The sequence below is a fragment of the Alphaproteobacteria bacterium genome, assembly GCA_040218575.1.
Classification (GTDB): Bacteria; Pseudomonadota; Alphaproteobacteria; order JAVJRE01; family JAVJRE01; genus JAVJRE01.
On sequence record JAVJRE010000007.1, the window covers coordinates 382628 to 401944 of the forward strand.

Sequence of the window (19317 nt, forward strand, 5' to 3'; positions counted from 1 at the left end):
CAAATGGACGAAGCAAGCCGGCGGCATCTAAGCAGGAAAATCAAATCTGTAGACGAGCTCAAGGGACTCATCGGCCCGCGACCGCGCGACAAGAAGGTGATCATGTGCCACGGCACCTTCGATGTGGTCCACCCCGGGCATATTCGTCATCTGGCCTACGCCAAGACCAAAGGCGACATTTTGGTCGCCAGCCTTACCGCCGACGCCCACGTGTCGAAAGCCAATGTCCGGCCATATGTTCCGGAGGACCTGCGCGCCCTCAACCTGGCGGCATTGGAGATGATCGACTACGTCATTATCGATCGCGATCCGACGCCGTTGCAGAACCTGGAGATCCTGCAGCCGGATTTCTACGCAAAGGGATACGAATATTCGGCCAATGCCATTCACGTAAAGACCCGCGAAGAACTGAAGGTGCTGGAGGGGTATGGCGGCGAAATCATTTTCACGCCCGGCGATATTGTCTACTCATCCTCCCGCCTGATCGAGCTGGAACCGCCGGCCATCCAGATCGAAAAGCTGATCATGACGCTGCAGGGCGAAGGGATCAGCTTTGATGACTTGCGTGGGGCCCTGGACCGCATGCGCGGACTGCGCGTCCACGTGGTGGGCGATACGATCGTTGACAGCTATACCTACTGCTCGATGATCGGCGGTCAGGTGAAAACGCCTACTCTCAGTTTACGCTTCGAGCGGCAAGCCGATTTCGTCGGCGGCGCCGGTGTGGTCGCCAAGCATCTGCGGGCAGCCGGGGCGGAGGTCATATTCTCCACCGTACTCGGCGACGACAAATGGCGCGACTTCGTCCTGAAGGACTTGGCCAACACCGGAATTCAAGTACAGGCCATTGCCGATTCGACACGCCCCACCACCAACAAGAATGCGATTGTCGCCGGCGGCTATCGCATGCTCAAGGTCGATACTCTCGACAACCGGACCATTTCCGACCGCATCCTGGAGACCCTCACGCAGCAAGTGCGCCAGGCCGACGTGGATCTGGTGGTGTGCAGTGACTTCCGTCATGGCATTTTCAATCGTCAGACAATTCCCACTTTGGTGTCGGCGATTCCTCAGGACGCATTCCGGGTTGCAGACAGCCAGGTTGCCAGTCGCTGGGGCAATATTCTGGAATTTGAAGGGTTCGATCTGATCACGCCCAACGAGCGTGAGGCGCGCTTCGCGCTGGGAGATCAGGACAGCGTCGTGCGTCCTCTCGCAACCCAACTTTTTGAAAAAGCGCGCTGTCGCACGCTCGTTCTAAAGCTTGGCGAGCGAGGCATCCTCACATATCGCACCCGCGAGTCATCGGACGATCCCCGAACGGTCGTCGTTATAGACAGTTTCGCCGCAAACGTGGTCGATGCGGTCGGCTCCGGGGATGCACTTCTGGCCTATGCCTCCCTCGCCTACCGGGCAACGGGAAATGACGTCATCGCCTCGGTCCTGGGCAACATCGCGGCAGGGCTGGAATGCGAATACGATGGCAACGTTCCCATTACGCCCGAGGCGGTGCTGAAACGGCTGGATGAAGTCGAAAAGCGCGTCAATCTCGCGGCCTGATCCGGAATCGGGTTGTGCGTATTGTCTTGATCGGCCTGGGGGTGCAGGGGCACAAACGCCGCGCTATCGCCGGCGATTCTGTCATTGCAACGGTGGATCCCGTTTCTGAAGGCGCGAGCCATCGTTCCATCGAATCCGTCCCCCTGGAAACTTATGACGCGGCGCTGGTCTGTACGCCGGACGAGGTCAAGGTGGCGCTGTTGCGCTATCTCCTTTCCCACGGCAAGCACGTGCTGGTGGAGAAACCTCTGATCGCCGGTTCCGACACGGAGCTGGAAGAACTGGCGGTTCTGGCCGAAGACAATGGCGTCACATGCTATACAGCCTATAACCATCGCTTCGAACCCCATTTCGTCCACATGAAAGCCCTGCTGGACGAGGGCAGCCTGGGGCACATCTATTCCGTCCGGATGTTTTACGGCAACGGGACCGCGCGCCTGGTGCGACAATCCCCGTGGCGCGACAAGGGCGCAGGCGTTCTGATGGATCTGGGGTCGCACTTGCTCGACACCTGCGCCTTCTGGTTCGGCTCTCTAGATCACAGGGCGGCCACCCTGGTCAGCGCCAACCGATTTGAGAACCAGGCGCCGGACCACTGCGCATTTGTGTTTCCAGGACAGCCTCTCCTGCAGCTGGAAATGACCTTGCTTAGCTGGCGCAACCACTTCTATGCCGACGTCCACGGGGAAAAGGGATCCGCACACATACAGTCCCTGTGCAAATGGGGCCCCAGCATTTTCACCCGTCGCAACCGAATCCTGCCCAGCGGCCGCCCGACCGAACACTCTGTCACCCTGGTGCAGGATGATCCGACCTGGGCTCTGGAGTACAGGCACTTTCTGGAGCTGACCCGGACAGGCACAGGCAATATCCGAAACGACATCTTGCTCAACCGGACGTTGCGCCATCTGTCCCGGTCCGCCCCCATGGCGAGTCCGTCATGAACAGCCCCGTCATTGCCTTCGTGGGCATGACCCACCTGGGCCTCAACTCGGCGGTCGCGAGCGCCAACCGCGGCTTTGAAGTCCTGTGCTTTGACCCCGATCCATCAGTCGTTGCCGCACTGGACAGCGGCAAGCCAATGGTCGTAGAGCCCGATCTTCCTGAGATGATGGCCAGGAATCGGGACCACATCACATATACAAGCGACCCTCGGGACCTTGTCCTGGCGGATGTCATTTATATTGCGCCGGATGTCCCGACGGACGACCGCGGCGAAAGCGATCTTGGAAGCCTAATGCGGTTTGTCGAAACCGTAGATCGGGCGGCGCGTCCGGACGCAATCGTCGTCATTTTGAGCCAGGTCCCGCCCGGCTTCACCCGCAGCCTGGCCCGCCCGGAAGCGACGCGATTCTATCAGGTAGAGACTCTGGTTTTCGGCCGCGCTATCGACCGCGCGCACAACCCGGAGCGATTCATCATCGGCGCCGCTGACCCCGCGCAGCCACTCCCGGCGCCTTTGTCGGCTTATCTCGCGGCTTTCGACTGTCCGATCCTGCCGATGCGATACGAAAGCGCCGAATTAAGCAAGATCGCGATCAATATGTGCCTTGTGGCGTCGGTGACCACTGCGAACGTCCTGGCGGAGCTCTGTGAAGGTATTGACGCCGACTGGTCGGAAATTGCGCCGGCGCTGAAGCTCGACCGCAGGATTGGACCCCACGCCTATCTGGCGGCTGGTCTCGGCATTGCCGGCGGCAATCTGGAGCGCGACATCGCGACTCTTATCCGCATTGGCGCGCGTCATGGAACCGATGTCGCCATGATGCAGGCCTGGCGGGCGAACAGCACTCACCGCCGGTATTGGGCCTTGCACCAACTGCACCGGACGGTTCTTCGCACGAGCTCCGCACCCGTGATCGGCGTACTGGGTCTCGCCTATAAGGAAAACACCCATTCGGTCAAGAATTCGCCTGCCGTTGCACTTATCGAAGGGCTGACTCCATACGCCATTCAGGCCTACGATCCCGTCGTCAAAGCGGACAGCGCCTGGCATCCCCGACTCAGGCAGATGCCGACGGCGATTGCCGCGGCGGAAGGAGTAGACGCGTTGGTGCTCATGACGCCCTGGCCCGAGTTTCGCGAGATCGACCCGGCGGAACTGGCGGGGCGGATGTCGGGACGCACGGTTTTCGACCCCTTCGGGCTCCTCGATGCGGCAGGCTGCATGACTGCGGGCCTTGCTCATCTGCGGCTCGGCAAGAGCGTCGCCGACGCGCCTCGAACCTAAGACCTTTCCCTCCCTTTCCCCAGAAAAATACGGGTGAACGCTTGTGCTTCAGCATTCTGACAATCTCCCGGCCACGTCGGACCGTGTGGTCGTCATCGGCGCCAGCGGCGTCCTTGGCAAGGCTTTGATTGACCGCCTCAACACGGATAAAATCCCCGTCCTGGGGCTGGGAAGCCAACAGCTTGACCTGCTGTCGCCGGACGCCGGCGACCGGCTGGCGGACACCCTTCGGGCGGGCGACGCGGTCGTCTTGCTGTCGGCCCTGACGCCCGACCGCGGTCGGGGCATTCCGGCCCTGATGAAAAACCTGCGTATGGCGGAGGCCGTATGCCAAGCCATCACCGCCGTCGAACCGGCCCATGTCATCTATCTCAGTTCGGATGCTGTTTATCCCATGGGGACGGACGTCCTTACAGAGCAAAGCCCGGCCGCGCCGACCGACCTTTATGGTGTCATGCACCGCAGCCGCGAACTGATGTTCGGCGAGACCGTTCCTGCTGACAGGCTGGCGATACTCCGCTGCACGCTGGTTCTTTCAGCCGTCGATACCCACAACTCCTACGGCCCCAACCGCTTTCGCCAGCAAGGACGGACAGATGGCAAGATCGGGCTTGGCGGAGAAGGCGAAGAAACCCGGGACCATATTCTCGACAGCGATGTGGCCGAAGTGATCGTCCGGGTGCTGAAGCAGCGCAGCCACGGCGTTCTGAATACGGCCACCGGCGTTTCACACTCCTTCGCCGATGTCGCCCGATTGGTCGCGGCGAACCTGTCTCCGTCTCCGGAAGTGGCCTTCAGCCCGCGCCGCGCGCCGATTACCCACCGGCACTTCGATATTCGGGCGACGCGCCTGGCCTTCCCCGACTTGCGCTTCACGCCCCTGGAGGAAGCCATCCAACGGGTTCACGCGGCCTTGCCGTCCTGACCGGCGCCCCCCATGGCGGAAGTCAACCTGCTCGAAACCCATCCGAAATGCGTGCGAAACGTCGCCGCACGCCTGCACAACAAGGCGCACAATCGGGAGCGCGCACTGCGGTTCGACTGGGAGTATTTCGATGGTCCCCGCGAACAGGGATATGGCGGCTATGTCTATGACGGCCGCTGGATACCGGTCGCGCGCCGGATCATCGATCACTTCGGCCTGAAGCCGGGAGACCGGGTCCTCGATATCGGCTGCGCCAAGGGCTTTCTCGTGCGGGACCTCATGGCCGAATGTCCAGGACTGACGGCCACGGGGCTCGACATCTCCCACTATGCCCTGACTCACGCCCACCCGGACGTGGCCGGACGTCTCCTCCGCAGCACCGCCCATAGGCTTCCGTTTGCCGATGGCGCCTTTGACGCGGCGATCTGCATCAACACTGTCCACAATCTGGACCAGGACCTCTGCCTGGCCGCCCTTCGCGAGATCGAACGGGTCGCCCCCGAACGCGGGTTCGTCCAGGTGGACGCCTATCGCACGGAAAGCGAGCGGCAGCATTTCGAAGACTGGATGCTGACCGCCAGAACCTACGGACGGCCGGAGGACTGGCTATCTTTGTTCGCGCAGGCGGGCTATCGCGGCGACTATTTCTGGACCATTCTTGAGATGGAATGAAGGTCCGGACACCTCGGTGTCACTCCTCGCCGGCCTTCCTACCGGAGTTCCGAGATCATCACATTCGATTGTCTGTCGCGGCCTCCAGCGAAAGCCGCTCTTCCGTTTAGCTGCCCTAACCAGGGTCGGGACCATGGTCGATGGCGATGATCGCCCAACTACCATGCTCTTCGTCCGCTATAATAACGCTGTGATCCAGAACATGCGTACCGTCCTGTAGCATCTGCACCATGGCGGTTGCAGGACACCCATATGCGCTTGCGGCCGAACTGTATTCGATCAATTCTGCAACGGCACGTTCAAAAGTCTTAGGTCTAAAACATAGAAAGTAATCGGGAAACCGGTAGCGTTCTGGACGCCAGGATGCATCTGCGAACCACATGTAAGTGCTGTTGTCGAGCCGCGGCCTAATACCCTGTTCCCGCCACTCCAGGCCACCCCGCTCCGCTAGTGGGTCAAAATAGGCCCACTGCCCTGTCATCCATGCCGCAGGTGCTGCATAGTTGTTGACGGCGAAGGAGCGACCTTTAAAGGGCTCTTCTTTCAATCTCTGAATGAAGGCAAGCTGATCGGGTGGAAAAATCCGAACATAGGACAATTGAAGCGCCGCCCAGTAGCTGACAATGAGCATGGCGACCACAGCGACAGCCGCCGCTGGCAAAACAGGATTCCAAAAACCAGGTCGCCAACCTTTGTCGGGCCAAAGCCTCCGAGCCACTATCCACAGAATATATAGCCCTGCGGCGGGAATCATGCTCGTGAAGAACACGCTGAAAGGCGCAAGGCGCAACTGATACCCGGTTAGCACATAACCGGGCGACAACCAGTAAACAACAACATAGGAGAGCAGACCGGCCAAGCCGAACAGCAGCAGATAGTGGAGCCTTGGCGTAGTGTCATTTGTCACGGCCCGGATACCGACGACTGACAATCCAGCCGCGGTAACAAAGGCGATCACAAACACTGCACGGGCCGCATGGCGCGAAACCTCTTCGCCCATCACGCCCATCCACAGTGGTGCGTACCACTCCCGAACCAGGCCTGGCAGTTGAAAAAGAAACCCAATGGCCAGCAGGCTCAGAACCGCCACCCGAGCAGCGGCCGAGAGCGTGACTGCGCTGCCGTTCTTGCTAAGAACGCTGTAAATACGCGTAAGGCCCCAGGTCGCAAGAGCCGCTAGGGCGCCATATACTAGGTTGTGACCAATCTGTGGATGAATGAAGGCATAGTGCGCTTCCAGTCCGAAGATGCGAATGTGTCCAACCACGAAAACAAGGTAGGCGCTCAACCATATCGTCGCCAATGCAACAGCATACGCCGAATCAAGCCGGCGCCACCTCGTTCGAAGAGCCTGTGAGAACAGCTCTATGGGACGCCCAATGGACAGGTGCTTGACCGGCCAGCTCAGTGTCCAAATAAAGTTCGCCGGGTGCAGGACGGCGATGCACGCGACAACGACGGCGACACACCACAATGCCGCGATGACAAAGTCCGCTTTGCCATGACTTTGCAGCACACCCCAAGTTGCCGTGAACTGCATGCCGACGACGACGAGCAATCCAACCAGGAGCGCAAGGCCAATGTATCTAAGCCTCTGGGATGCTTGGCCGGACCTGGTTATCCACGGCAGCCGCTTCACGAACAGGGTCGAGTAGAGGACGACCAGCGACACAAACAAGATTGCCGTGGCCTGAAAAATTTCATCGACAAAACGGGAAGCGTCGGATGAGCCAAGCCAGCGTGCCGACGAGAGTATCTTTGGCCGGGCGCTAAGCGTCAGCAGAATCAACGCCAACAACGCTGTGTGGCGAACTGCGACCTCACCAAAACTCGCCCTGAGCCGCACGGTGCTCCACTTGCGCGCAACCCGAGCAAGAACCCAAAGCCCGCCGATTGCCAAAAGCACGGCCACAAAAATCAAGACTACATCGCGCGACAAGGCGGCCATGAAGTGAAAAACAGAAACGCTGTCAAGAAAATACAGGACAGCAACAAAAACCACAGAGAACACCAGCAAACGGGTCCTCCTTCTGCCAGATTCTGAAATACAAACCATCCCTGCGAAGCGCCGACTGCTCCCCACCAAGGCTCCCAGTATCAGAAGCAGGCTGATGAATATCAGAATCGGCGTGTGGACCTGAAGATTTATGTGGCTGACAGAGTTCAGCAAACTAACGGGATTGCGGAAGCGTTCTCCATCAATGAAGTTCTGCCAGAAAGCAATATTGTGCTCGGCATAGAATTGAGCAACTGCTAGGCGGTCCATGATTGCGCTGCTAGCGTTCCGCGACAACTGCTTGAGCTGGAAGTCCTTCACTACGACGTCCGCGCCGAGGGCCGTCGCAAGCTGCGTGAACAGCATGGACAGCGACAGAACGGCCGCGCCGCTCGCTACCCCACCGACGAGTAGCATCTTGCGGATGTCCCTGCGATACAGGACTAACGTGTAGAGTCCTGCCGCCAAAGATACGAACGCGGCGAATACAAGCTCGAAGTAAAACAAAAGCAGGAAGGAAATCGCCAGACCGGCCCAGGCACTACGGCGATATTTTCCGCCAACCTCGTGCAGGCACAGGAAAATCGCAAACAAGAGAAAACCGTACCAGACTCGATAAGTCACCACATGCCATTGGGCATAAAGTAGATAGTCTGTGAACAGGAAGACGCAAGCAATCAGCGAGAAGACAGGCGATACGATCCGCGCAAAATAGGAATAGGCGAGGAACAGCGTCCCAGTGCCGACGACAAGCACCGTCCACAATACCTGTGCTTCGGGCGTTCGGGCGCCAAGCGCATAGATGACGTAGCCGAACAGGCGCGGCATATTACCCTGACTCGTATGGTAGAAAGGATGCGCCGCTGGATCGGGCCCGAAAGACTCATCCGTCACCCAGAAACTCTTGAAAAAGTCGAACTGGTACATGTTGTGGCTGTGCCACAGCACGGAGAAGGTCTCGTTCCCGTCCATCACATAGGGTAGGAAATCGGTAGACCACAGAATCCAGCCGTAAAGCAAAGCGTAGACGGCCGCGAGCGCACCAAAGCACAGCCAGAAGTTCTGCCCCAAGGCTGCCTTCGAACTTTCCGGACCGAACATGTCAAATGTCGTCATCGCCCAACCCGAACTGACCGAACCCGTCGCTGGTTGACAACTAGGCACATTTATCCCTCTTTTGCGAATGGATAAATGAACGTACGGTCAACGCCTCTGGTGAGGGTTATCTGGAACCCGACAGCAATTACCGGCACCACGCCAACCCGTTCACGCCAACCCGTTCACGGCCGGCATTTATTGGCAGTATTCTTGCGCAGTCGCAATATCCACCGAGGCTGACCTACCGGAGACACCGTTGCCAATCACGTTCCTAAGACATGAGTATCGGCCGAAATCCTTGTCTTCGGTCTCCACAGCCTCCGAATGGCTCGGCAGCGGTTTTCTCATGTTCCTAGTTATCGTGCCACATATTCCCGCGACGGTCTTGTTGTGGGCGAATTCACATCTGGCATTGATATTTTCGGAATCCGTCGCCTACCGTTTCGGCTTTGTCACGCGATTACTGGATGGCGAGAACAGCGCTTTATGGTTGCCTCAGGGCTTTGCCACAAGCCTGATACAGAAGCATGTCGCCATCGTGATGCGGCCGTTTATGGATTATGGCGAACAGTACATCGAGACGTTGAAAGTGTTCGCTGACGTGACCCTTGCTATACATTCGGCGCTTCTGATCGCCGTGCAACTGTGTATCGTCAGAGATCGCAATTTGCGTTTTTTCCAGAAGATGATTCTCCTTATGCTTCCGTTTGCGCTCATTTTCGCGACCAGAGGAGCGGGAATCTGGTTCTGGACCAGCCCGGACTACTACGCGCTGAACACTGTTTTCTTCCTAGTTGCGGCCTATTTCGGGTGCAAGATTCTCATCACTCCCGACCGGTATAAGCGGTTGTCCGACGCGGCGAGACTTGGCGCCATCGTGGGAATCATGATCGCGTCAAAGATCTCGTTCGTGCTCGTCGCGCTTGCATGGTTCGTGCCTCTAGCGATCCACCAGCCCGACATCAAACGAAGTATGGAATATATCACCGTTGGAGCGCTTGCCAGCGTTGTGTCCTTTGCCGTGATAGTGCTCGCGCTCTATTACCCTTCATTCGAGATACTTCCGCTTGCCGTTATCGGTTGGTGGACCTTCTTGCAGAATCCTGGCAACGAATTTCATACTCTATCGCAAGCGTATTTTCAGTACGTTCGACCCAACAACTACGATGTCCTGATAGCGCTCTACGTCATGGCGCTTGCCACCCTGGCCTACGCCACCGTGCGTCACGCCCACTGGAAGTCTGATTGGAGACCTATTCTGGCGGCCATCATATTCGTAGGCGCGACTTTTTCGGGCGTTGCCTTTTTATGGGTGCGCGCCGCCGGCAGCACGGCGTATGAGGCTATGGGCTTTCTTTCCGTGGGCGTGTTCGGAATACTGGCCGCGACCCGGCTGGACGAGGGCAGGTTTGCTGCCGCCGCCGTCATCGCCTCAATTGCCGCTCTGGCGCTCCTGACCTTCCCATTGCCCAGTGTTTTGGTGCCTGCCGCAAAGTCAGCCAGCTATGACTTCCGAGCATCTGTTTTTGAAACGCTTCGCCGTCAGCCTGACGAAGTCAATATCATCATTCCTGATAACGCAGAAATGTTCGTCCGCCCAAGTGCGTTCGAAGACACCATCGTTAAGGGCTTCTCCGACATCCCCAGTTGGGTTGTACGACCGGAGAACTTGTCTGTCCAACAGGTCTTTCCTGGTTTCCAACTTCGCTCAGAGCATTCAGCGCTCACACCTTCGATGGGCTACAGGGACGGAAGTCTCATTGTCTTCTACGGTGACACGCAAGAAGGGCTTGCAGCGCGCTATCCCACTTTGGCAGTAGAACTGAACGATCCGGCAACACGATGCCGCCTGTGGGAGTCTCACGAAGAGCAGGCCGCTTCGGTAACAGTGTGCCGTATCGCTGGCGGTTCCGCCGTGGATGGCGCCCTGGGCCAGATAGCGAGTCTCATGAACGGCGAGCCTACGGTCGATGGTGCCCGGCTCTCTGACCGAGAAGGGCAACGGGCTCGTATATTGCCTTTGCCAGCAGCGGCGGTGTCGGATGACCTCGTCCCCGAGGTCAATGCCAAGGAAGGTGCAATACCATATGTTGTGCCAGCGCAGACCCTCTACGGCCGGCTACGCCAAATCGTCTATCCGGATGTTCCCAGAAGCGTCTGCACCGAGATTCTTACGAACCTGAATCGCATACTGGGCGTCGAGTTCGGGAGCGTAGAAGGTGTTTCCGCCACGTGGCGTAATGTCCCCGTACAGGACAATATTGCCCGAGAGGACTGCCGAAACCCGGTGAATACGATCAATCTGCTCTACAGACCGTTTTGATTTTCGCGAAAGAGCCAGAGCCCAAGCGCCCCGCGGGAAGCCTTACTAATAATCAGCTCGCAGCCTCGTGTCGAAAGAAGCGACGCAGCATGGCGAACGCGCGCTGAAGAGAAGCCCCCCGCTCTGTCATTCGCATCTCTCCGTTTTCCTGCCTTTCAAGAAGGCCGGTTGCCTCCATCTTATGCAAGCGGCTCTCGACCATAGACGCGGGGCTGTAGGCAGCCTCGATCTCTTCAACCGTTAGGGGATTCTGCCGCAGGCGAAGCAGCAAGCCAGCGGATATACTGCTGCCGACAAGTGTGAAGGCGAATATGTAGAGCTCGCAAACAAAGGCGTAGAACAGCGCGCTTATCCACCAGGCTATTGTCAGTCCGAAGATAAAGTAGGCATGAAGCAGCATCGCCAGGCCAATCAGACCTCCAACAACCAAATACCGATGGACAGCCGTTCCCGATACGGGCAGGCGACACACCATAGTTAAGGCCAAAATCGAAGCAGCCCAGTAGCCAAGCACCAAAACAAGAATGGTCATGAGACGGATTTTCGTGTTGCCGTTGCATTCACCAGGGCCGCCAATAGCAGCGTCACCGCCCGCCCCACGATGGTAAGTCTGGTTTTTCCGTCCTCATGCATTGCGATCAGACCCATAGCGACCAGGGCGCGGTACCGGCTTTGCAGCTTCTCGAGACCGACGGCTTCAAGCCCCTTCAGAACGTCATCGCTTGTCTGGCTGGCAGTCCGACTCAAACGGTCAAGGATAGTCAGCGAATAGCCGCCTTGCGCGAGAGACCACGCCTCCAGAAAGGATAGACTGTAGATCCCGTGAACAGCGATCGCCGCGATCACGGGCCCCACCGTTTCTGCATACAAGCCAACCAGTGCCGCTGCCACAGAAACAAGCAGGAACGAAATCATATGAAAAGCGAAAATCCCACGTTCCTGACGCATCGAAGGCCAGTTACGCAGAAACACTATGTAGGCCAACAGGTGAATGACGCTATATCCTGCCGTCGCCCACAGAACAATTGTGGCACTGGAGTCTGTCGCCATGCTTCAGCAAGGCCTTTGTCGTCACTGAAAGAGACTAGTACGGTCCCTTGAACTCATCCGCCAGGTCGATGTCGCCCAGGTGACTGTGGGTTCGGCCGAGGAGCGTAAGCGCCGCCTTCGCGATGGTCGAGGCCTTGGGATAGAAGGCATCCTCCAGGGGCTGGGAAACCGGCGCCGGGCTGTCGGCCAGACCGATTCGATAGACCGGCGCCTTGAGGCTGTGAAACGCTTTCTCCGCCACCAGCGCCGCGACTTCACTGGCGACCCCGTATAGCACCCAGCTCGTATCGGCGACAATCAGGCAACCGGTCTTGCGGACGGAGGCGAGGATCGTCTCCTCGTCCAGCGGCCGAATGCTGCGCAGATCGACCACCTCGACCGACACACCGTCCTGCTCCAGGCTTTCCGCGGCCCGCATCGCCTCGACAACCATGTAAGACGAGGCCACGACCGAAACGTCCGTTCCGTCGCGCACTACGGCTGCCTTGCCGATGGGCGTGGGCGCGAAGGCCTGATCCACCGGCCCGGCAATCGGATAGAGCGAGCGGTGTTCCAGGATGACCGTCGGCGCGTCGCCCGTCAGAGCCGCAATGGTCAGCCCTTTCGCGTCCTGCGGCAAGGCCGGCATGACCACCTGCAACCCCGGAAAGTGAGCCAAAACGCTCTGCAGGCTCTGGGAGTGCGTCGCGCCCTGCCCCCAGCCCCGGCCGATCACCCCGCGAACGACGATCGGCACAGAGCCGGCGTGGCTGCCATACATGTACTTCCATTTCGCAGCCAGATTGATCATCTGATCGAAGGCGAGAAACATAAAGTCGTTGCGCGGATGCACGACGACCGGACGCTTGCCCATGGCCGCTGCGCCGATGGCGATGCCTGTCAGGGCATTTTCCATGGCCGGCGCGTCGAAGACCCGGGACGGTCCGAAGCGGCGGGCCGCCTCCACCGTCGATCCGAAAATGCCGGAGGGATAGTCGACCGCGATACCCGTGACGAAAATGCCGTCATCGGCCTCCATCGCCTGCACCAGGCCCTCCGAAAGGGCGTCAACATAGGTCAGTTCACGCATAGATCAGCCGTTCCCGGGAATCGCCGACGCTCAGCATTGCAGCTTTCAGCGACCTCAGTAGATGTTATCGAACAAGGTTCTGGTCTCGGGCCAGGGCGAACCCTTGGCGGCCGCAACGGCCGTCTGGATTTCGTCCTCTATTGCGGACTCCCAGGAAAGCACTTCGCTTTCGCCGGTCCCGGACGCCACGATCAGCGCCCGAGCCCGCTTGACCGGACAGCGATCCATCCAGCGGTCCAGCTCCGCCTTGTCCCGATAGCTTCGCCCCGCCTCGTGGTCGAAGTTGGGACCAACATGTTCACGCCAGCGATAGGTCATGCACTCCAGAAACACTGGCCCCTCTCCGGCCCGCAACTGGTCCAGCGCCGCCAACGTCCTGCCATACACTGCGACGACATCATTGCCATCGACGCGCTCCGCCGTGACCTTGAACGCCCGAACACGTTCGCACAGATCGGTACCCGCGGGTTGACGTACGGACAACGGGCTTTCCGTCGAGTACAGGTTGTTCTCGCATACCAGAAGAACCGGCAGCCGGCGCACGGCGGCGAAATTGAGGCTCTCGTAGAAAACGCCTTCCTCGCAGGTCGCTTCGCCGAAAAAGGTCACGGCGACACGAGGCGTCTTGTCCAATTGAAACGCAAGCGCGCTGCCGGTCGCCGCGGCAATTGTCTGGCCAAGAATGGCGCTGCTGACGACAAACCCGGTTTCCCGCGAGGTCAGATGAACAGACCCCCCGCGCCCGTTCGCACACCCGTCGATCCGGCCATACAGCTCGGCCACCAGCCCCAGCAGGCTGCCGCCACGCGCCAGGTAATGATTGTGGCACCGGTGATGGCTATACACGACGTCGTCATCGCCCAGGGCGCCGCACACGCCGGCGGCCACCGCCTCCTGCCCGATTCCAAAATGCGTCGGCGTCCGCATCTCCTGCTCCGGGTACAGCGAGGCCAGCGTCTCCTCGGTTCGCCGGATACGGAATACGGCGCGATAGAGATCCCGCAATATCTCGCCAGGAAGTTCCTTCATGACGGAATCACCCGTTCCCTTGTCGATCGGAAAGCCGGACTGGGCATGCAGCGCCCGCTTGGCCACAAAGCTCAGTCAATATCCGGCATCGCGCTCAGGGATACCGGCGCGCAGATTCTCCGGCGCGCCACGCCCCGCGACAGAACGGGAATTGAAAACGAAAATCGCCCACGACAGCTTTGCCAACGTGCTCACGACGTTGAGAAGATTGCGCGGACGCAGCGCCATCGACTTTCCGGCCCGTTCGGCCCCCTCGATGGGAACTTCGAATCGCGTACAGCCCGCCTTCAGCAGCTTGATCAGTATCTCGCCCTGAAATGCAAAACCAGTGCTCGTCACACGGATTGCGCGTACCAAGTCTGTGCGATGGATGGGCAGCCCGTTGTAGTACTTCACCTTCTGCCGGAACATGAGGTTCAACAACCCCGTATAGCACCGGGACGCAAAGAACCGCATGGGGCTTTTGATCCGGCGGAGATTGGTGACATAAGGGAGCACAATGTCCGCCCTTCCCAGGGCATCGAGCATTGGGGGCAGGCTGGACGCGGGAACCCCGCCGTCTCCGCACATCAGCATGTAATACTCGTAGCGCGCGAGGCCAAGGCCATGGCGATAGATCGCGCCCAGGCCCTGATTGGTTTCGTTATGGACAACCCGCAGCCTTGGCGAGGACTTGGCCATGTCGTCCATGATGGCCCCCGTAGCGTCACGGCTGCCGTCATTGACCAGAATAATTTCATATTCAGCGACGCGCGGCTCGACGGCCTCGATGATCTCGGTGACGACGCTGCGAATCAGGACTTCTTCATTCAAGGCAGCGACCACAATCGTCAGATTCGCCCCTCTGTTCTCGTGGTGCATACGCTCCCCTTCCACGCTGTCGTGCTGCCGATGCAACGTCGCAGGCATACCCTCTAATCCACTATTTCTATAGATATCTCCACAAAAATCGGAGCCCCAACGGACTTGCGGACGGTATTGCCCCACCCACCCATCACTGTCAACATCGCAGGCCAGATTGACCCCTTGGGACAGCCTGCCCGCGGCTGTCTCAAGCCCTCGGTCGGACGCCGATGCTCGCCGCCGACTACCCCCGGGGCAAGGCCATAAGGTAGAAACCTTGCAACAGGCACCCGGGGGGCGGCAGGGGGGGGCGACAGAGGGGGCGACGGTGGCGATTTTGCGAGGTCAACAGGGACATCGTGTTCTTCTCGCCGCCAAGCTGGCTATCCCCGCCATCGTCGTCCTGTGGATATTCAGACAGTTCGACCTCGCGGAGTCACTGGAGAACCTTAGCCAGCTAAGCGCGCTGATTGTCGCCGAGGTTTTCCTTCTTCTGATTTTCCAGCAAGTGCTGGCCGCATGGCGTCTTGCCGTAAGCGTCACAATGAGCGGAGCGTCCATTGGTCACCGCGCCGCCGTTGCAACCACCTTTGTCGGCAATTTCTTCTCTCAGGCCATGCTCTCGTTTGTCGGTGGCGACGCGATGCGCACGCTTGAACTGACCCGTCAAGGGATTCCGGTCATCAAGGCGGCGGTCGCCATTGTGCTGGACCGGGTCAGCGGCATGTTTGCGCTGATGGCGATGGTGACGCTGGGTCTCGTCAGCATACTGGACCTGATCACCAGCCAGACAACACGTCTCGGCTTGTTCGCGCTGCTTGCCGCGGGGCTGGCGTTCGCTGCTGCTTTCGTGCTTCTCGGATTTATGCCGGCAACGTGGCGCCGCCTGAAGAGGCTGGGCCCCTTGATGGAGCTTGTCAGCGCGGGGCGCTATGCATTTTCCGCCCCTTGGGGTTGGACGAAGGCCCTGTTCGGCAGCTTTCTCATCAATCTTCTGAACGTCCTGATTATTTTTGTTCTGGCCCGGGGATTCGGACTGGACGTGTCACTCTTGCAGTGCCTGATCGTTGTCCCTCCCGTTCTGCTGATGGCGATGATGCCCATTTCGATCGGCGGATGGGGCGTGCGTGAAGGTGCTATGGTTGTGGGATTCAGCCTTTATGGCCAGCCGGGAGAAACCGTGCTGCTGATTTCCATTATCTTTGGCCTCGCCAGCCTCGTCGTTGCCTTGCCCGGAGGCCTGATATGGCTGTTGTACAAGCGCAATACCGGCAAGACTGACTTCAACTAACGTGCAGACAATCGATCGATGATGTTTCGTCGGCTCGTTCAGACAACCGGCCTCATCAGCATCCTGACCATGGTCGTCACCGCGGTGGGCGCGCTTCGCGAACTCGCGGTGGCCAATGCATTTGGCGTCAGCCGGCTCATCGACGCATTTGTCATCGCGCAGATTCTGCCCTCCCTTCTCGTCCAGCTCATCGCCGGCTCCCTTGCCGCGGCGCTGGTGCCTGCCCTGGTCAGGGCGGACGGCCCAGCCACATCCGCGGAAACAAAACGATGGGTCGGCAGCGTTCTCGCGCTGGCGTTCTGTGTCCTGGTCGCGCTGACGGTGGCCTGTTTCTTCGCCGCGCGCCCTCTTATGGGGTTCCTTGGGCCCGGTTTCGACGACGCCACCATGGACCTGACCACCCACCTCTTCAGGTGGCTTCTGCCGCTCATCCTGTTGCAGGGCATGGTCACGGTGTGGAGCGGTGTCGCCCACTCCGTCCAGCGTTTTGCTTTGGTGGCGGTAGCGCCGACGCTTCGGCCGTTGTTGACGCTCTTGCTATTGCTGCTGTTTGGCGACCGGTTCGGAGTCACGATTCTCGTCATCGGCCTGGTGGCAGGATCATTGCTGGAGATCCTGCTCGTCGGCGGTTTTCTTTTCCGTCAGGGGTTGCCTGTTTTGCCCCGCTGGCACGGTTTTCATCCCGCGATACGCCGCATTCTGACTCAGTTCTGGCCGATGCTGGCAAGCGGCAGCGTGTTCACGGGAATGCTGGTCGTCGACCAGGTGATCGCTTCACTGTTGGGCCCTGGCGCCGTTTCGGCGCTCAGCTACGGCAACAAGGTCATTGTCGTGATCCTGGGCCTCACCGCATTGCCACTCGGCACGGCGGCCTTGCCCCTGATCGCCGGACATGCCAGCCGCAGCGAAAGCCAGACCTTGACGCGGGACCTCAAACGCTGGATTCGCGCCGCGTTCATCGCTGGTCTGCCAATCGCCGCAATTGTCTATTTCCTGGCCGACTCCATGATTCGGCTACTCTTCGAGCGTGGCGCGTTCACTCCAGCCGATACCGATCTGGTCGGCAGGATTCTCGCCATATACGCGCTTCAGATTCCCTTTGCATTGGTAAGCACGCTGATCATCCGGACACTGACCGCTCTTCAGGCGGCGCGTCAGGTATTTGTGATTGCACTGCTCGGATTCATGCTCAATCTGGCCGGCGACCTCATTCTCATGAGGTTCTTCGGTCTTGCTGGCATTGCGCTCGCCACCAGCCTGACAATGGCCATAAGTGCGGGCGTCTCCGCCTGGCTGGTCTATCGAGTGATTGGCCGCGACGCTCCGCGACACCCGGCTCTCTCATAGTTTCGGGCGACTTGGAGCAGGCGCCGCCGGCCCCTGCCACGTTCTTTGAGCGCGAGGGTGGGGCGCCACAGACAGGCGACGGCCCGGTCACGACCTGGCCGGACTCCCGCGAAAGAGCATCGGTGATTCCCATCGGCCGCATAATGCGACCCATGTTTCCGTCGCGGGCTCGATTGCGCGCGGCATCAGGAACCAGCCGCCGCGTGCCGCTACATGGTCATAGCTCGGCAGGATAACCATGCCCTCTGTCAGCGGCTGCAGCGGCATGTCCGGCCGTGCCGCCAACAGACGGTCGGGTTCGACGCGCCATTCCAGAACCGTCCGGCCGTCGTGCCGATCGGCGGCCCGGGACACGGGCCGGCCTATGACGGCCGCCATGCCTGCCCGCCAGAACACCGTCGCCGCCACCTCGCCCGGCGGACAGGCGCTGGCGGCTGGCTGCACCGGCGCGGCGCGGCCGGCGACGATTGCCGTCCCCGGCCCGACCGCCGCCAGGATCACCGCAACCACGGCCATCGCCAGTCCCGCGCCTGTCGGCAGGCCAGCCGGGCGCCAGCGGGGCAGTCGGTCCAAGCAGGCCGCGCCAAGCGCCATCACAACGGCTAGGAACGGTATCGTCGCGGCAAAAACCCGCAGCCCGCCATCGGCCAGGAAAGGCACCGACAGCCAGGTGCCGACCAGCCCGGCCAGCAACAGCCCGTGTTCGGCCCGTCGCGGATGGCGCCAGATACGCCACAGACCCAGCAGCGTCAGTGCGGTGGTGAGGATGCGCGGCCCGTTCTGAAAGAAGAACTGGTTGTAGACGCGGAGAATACCCCACACCAGATCGCCGGGGGCGGCGGCGAACCGCTCCCACGCCAGTTGGAAGATCAACGGGAAGGCCTGGCTGTCATTCATGGCCTGCAAGGCCGGGTGAACCTCATAGACGCGGGTCCAGCCTTCGCCGCCGGCGACCAGGCCATACAGCGTGGGGGCGAAATTGCCGAACGGCAGGCCGTCGCCAGTGCCAAACCAGGCCAGCAGCCAGGCATTGGGCAGGAAGCCGGCAAGTCCGGCGGCCGCACTCCATAGTCCCGCCACTGTGAAGGCGGCAATCGCCCGCCGCCTGAGTCCGCCGCCGCCCGCCCGCCAGGCATTGACGGACAGCCACACGATGATGGCCGGCAGGACGAAATAGGCGCCCGCCCGCGCGTTCAGCGCCATGGCCAGTGCGAACAGGCCGAGGGCGATCAGCCAGCGGCGGCGTTCCACCACCCCCGACCACAGCATGACGAGCGCGGCGCAGCCCAAGGCCAGGCCGATATTCTCCGACAGCACTGTGCCAATGGCTTCACGGTAGAAGAACAGCAGAATGAGACAGGCAGCGACCGCCGACGGCAGGCCGACCCGCCGCCACAGCAGCAGGCCAACAGCCCCTATGGCCACGCCGTTGAGCCCGGCCAGCCAGGCCTGCGCCCAGCCGACTGAGCCGTGGCTTGTGGCGTGCAGCACGGCAATCACCGCCGCCGTCGTCGGCCGGCGGGTGTTCCATTCGTCCAGCCGGCCTTCCGCCAGCAAGGAGAGGCCGCCCCAGTCATAGGCCGCCGCATCAGACCACTGCCACAGGCCAAGGATGATGTTGGGTGTGTCAGGCGCCAGCAACCGGATGGACGCGAGCCATGCCAGCACCAGGCCGGTAACCAGCGCGACGAACAGGACGGCCGACGCATCCCATCGGACACGCCGCCCTCCGCCCGTCTCCGCCCTACCGGTCTCCGCGCCACTGGCGCCGTCGCCGGTAGCGGTCATGGTGGTGTCATGCTCATCCGGCGCTTGATACCCGCGCGTCGCCGACCTGGCAACGCAGAAGGGTGGCATAAGGGGAAATGCTAGGGCCGGCGTAAG

15 protein-coding genes are annotated in these 19317 nt (G+C 60.3%); 8 read left to right on the top strand and 7 right to left on the bottom strand.

Features of this window, described 5'->3' with window-relative positions; genetic code table 11:
* Positions 1-3: 3 nt before the first annotated feature.
* Genes RIE31_11230 through RIE31_11250 form a run of 5 tightly spaced genes read left to right on the top strand, consistent with a single transcriptional unit; the run spans position 4 to position 5387 of the window.
* Positions 4-1560 (top strand): PfkB family carbohydrate kinase, encoded by a 1557-nt coding sequence (locus RIE31_11230; protein MEQ8641155.1) that lies wholly within the window; start codon positions 4-6, stop codon positions 1558-1560.
* A gap of 14 nt (positions 1561-1574) precedes the next feature.
* Complete coding sequence (locus RIE31_11235; protein ID MEQ8641156.1) at positions 1575-2504, top strand: Gfo/Idh/MocA family oxidoreductase; 930 nt, start codon at positions 1575-1577, stop codon at positions 2502-2504.
* Complete coding sequence (locus RIE31_11240) at positions 2501-3790, top strand: nucleotide sugar dehydrogenase (GenBank protein MEQ8641157.1); 1290 nt, start codon at positions 2501-2503, stop codon at positions 3788-3790. The genes RIE31_11235 and RIE31_11240 overlap by 4 nt, the downstream gene beginning before the upstream one ends.
* A gap of 43 nt (positions 3791-3833) precedes the next feature.
* A complete protein-coding gene (locus RIE31_11245) occupies positions 3834-4715 on the top strand; it encodes an NAD(P)-dependent oxidoreductase (protein MEQ8641158.1) in 882 nt (293 codons plus the stop codon).
* A 12-nt stretch (positions 4716-4727) separates the two neighbouring features.
* The gene (locus RIE31_11250; GenBank protein MEQ8641159.1) at positions 4728-5387 is read left to right on the top strand and encodes a class I SAM-dependent methyltransferase; all 660 of its coding nucleotides are present in this window, start codon (positions 4728-4730) and stop codon (positions 5385-5387) included.
* Between the two features lie 115 nt (positions 5388-5502).
* Here the strand turns inward: RIE31_11250 and RIE31_11255 are convergent, their stop codons facing one another.
* Positions 5503-8499, bottom strand: a complete 2997-nt coding sequence (locus RIE31_11255) for a hypothetical protein (protein MEQ8641160.1) — start codon at positions 8497-8499, stop codon at positions 5503-5505.
* A gap of 328 nt (positions 8500-8827) precedes the next feature.
* Here RIE31_11255 and RIE31_11260 point away from each other — a divergent pair, with 328 nt between their 5' ends.
* Entirely contained in the window at positions 8828-10804 is a 1977-nt protein-coding gene (locus RIE31_11260) for a hypothetical protein (GenBank protein ID MEQ8641161.1), read from the top strand.
* A gap of 52 nt (positions 10805-10856) precedes the next feature.
* Here RIE31_11260 and RIE31_11265 read toward each other — a convergent pair whose 3' ends face one another.
* Genes RIE31_11265 through RIE31_11285 form a run of 5 tightly spaced genes read right to left on the bottom strand, consistent with a single transcriptional unit; the run spans position 10857 to position 14861 of the window.
* Positions 10857-11336 carry a hypothetical protein gene (locus RIE31_11265; protein ID MEQ8641162.1) on the bottom strand — a complete coding sequence of 160 codons (480 nt, stop codon included), beginning with the start codon at positions 11334-11336 and terminating at the stop codon, positions 10857-10859.
* Positions 11333-11854 (bottom strand): hypothetical protein, encoded by a 522-nt coding sequence (locus tag RIE31_11270; GenBank protein MEQ8641163.1) that lies wholly within the window; start codon positions 11852-11854, stop codon positions 11333-11335. Before RIE31_11270 ends, RIE31_11265 begins: the two co-directional genes overlap by 4 nt.
* A 34-nt stretch (positions 11855-11888) precedes the next feature.
* Positions 11889-12923, bottom strand: coding sequence for a transketolase C-terminal domain-containing protein (locus tag RIE31_11275; protein ID MEQ8641164.1), 1035 nt, complete (start codon positions 12921-12923; stop codon positions 11889-11891).
* A 54-nt stretch (positions 12924-12977) separates the two neighbouring features.
* Positions 12978-14018 (bottom strand): thiamine pyrophosphate-dependent dehydrogenase E1 component subunit alpha, encoded by a 1041-nt coding sequence (locus RIE31_11280; protein ID MEQ8641165.1) that lies wholly within the window; start codon positions 14016-14018, stop codon positions 12978-12980.
* Positions 14019-14027: 9 nt separating this feature from the next.
* Complete coding sequence (locus RIE31_11285) at positions 14028-14861, bottom strand: glycosyltransferase family 2 protein (GenBank protein ID MEQ8641166.1); 834 nt, start codon at positions 14859-14861, stop codon at positions 14028-14030.
* 262 nt (positions 14862-15123) lie between these two features.
* On the opposite strand from RIE31_11285, the gene RIE31_11290 reads away from it, so the two are divergent.
* Complete coding sequence (locus tag RIE31_11290; protein ID MEQ8641167.1) at positions 15124-16086, top strand: lysylphosphatidylglycerol synthase transmembrane domain-containing protein; 963 nt, start codon at positions 15124-15126, stop codon at positions 16084-16086.
* Positions 16087-16104: 18 nt separating this feature from the next.
* Positions 16105-17433: a murein biosynthesis integral membrane protein MurJ gene (gene murJ / locus RIE31_11295; protein MEQ8641168.1), complete on the top strand. Its 1329-nt coding sequence runs from the start codon at positions 16105-16107 to the stop codon at positions 17431-17433.
* 87 nt (positions 17434-17520) lie between these two features.
* On the opposite strand, the gene RIE31_11300 is transcribed toward murJ, so the two are convergent.
* Positions 17521-19221 (bottom strand): hypothetical protein, encoded by a 1701-nt coding sequence (locus tag RIE31_11300; protein MEQ8641169.1) that lies wholly within the window; start codon positions 19219-19221, stop codon positions 17521-17523.
* Between the last annotated feature and the right edge of the window lie 96 nt (positions 19222-19317).

Excerpts from the sequence above, each read along its gene's own strand:
- RIE31_11230 (MEQ8641155.1), top strand. The coding sequence starts at position 4 with ATGGACGAAGCAAGCCGGCGGCATCTAAGCAGGAAAATCAAATCTGTA.
- RIE31_11240 (MEQ8641157.1), top strand. The coding sequence starts at position 2,501 with ATGAACAGCCCCGTCATTGCCTTCGTGGGCATGACCCACCTGGGCCTC.
- RIE31_11250 (MEQ8641159.1), top strand. The coding sequence starts at position 4,728 with ATGGCGGAAGTCAACCTGCTCGAAACCCATCCGAAATGCGTGCGAAAC.
- RIE31_11255 (MEQ8641160.1), bottom strand. The coding sequence starts at position 8,499 with ATGACGACATTTGACATGTTCGGTCCGGAAAGTTCGAAGGCAGCCTTG.
- RIE31_11260 (MEQ8641161.1), top strand. The coding sequence starts at position 8,828 with ATGTTCCTAGTTATCGTGCCACATATTCCCGCGACGGTCTTGTTGTGG.
- RIE31_11265 (MEQ8641162.1), bottom strand. The coding sequence starts at position 11,336 with ATGACCATTCTTGTTTTGGTGCTTGGCTACTGGGCTGCTTCGATTTTG.
- RIE31_11270 (MEQ8641163.1), bottom strand. The coding sequence starts at position 11,854 with ATGGCGACAGACTCCAGTGCCACAATTGTTCTGTGGGCGACGGCAGGA.
- RIE31_11275 (MEQ8641164.1), bottom strand. The coding sequence starts at position 12,923 with ATGCGTGAACTGACCTATGTTGACGCCCTTTCGGAGGGCCTGGTGCAG.
- RIE31_11285 (MEQ8641166.1), bottom strand. The coding sequence starts at position 14,861 with ATGCCTGCGACGTTGCATCGGCAGCACGACAGCGTGGAAGGGGAGCGT.
- murJ (MEQ8641168.1), top strand. The coding sequence starts at position 16,105 with ATGATGTTTCGTCGGCTCGTTCAGACAACCGGCCTCATCAGCATCCTG.
- RIE31_11300 (MEQ8641169.1), bottom strand. The coding sequence starts at position 19,221 with ATGACCGCTACCGGCGACGGCGCCAGTGGCGCGGAGACCGGTAGGGCG.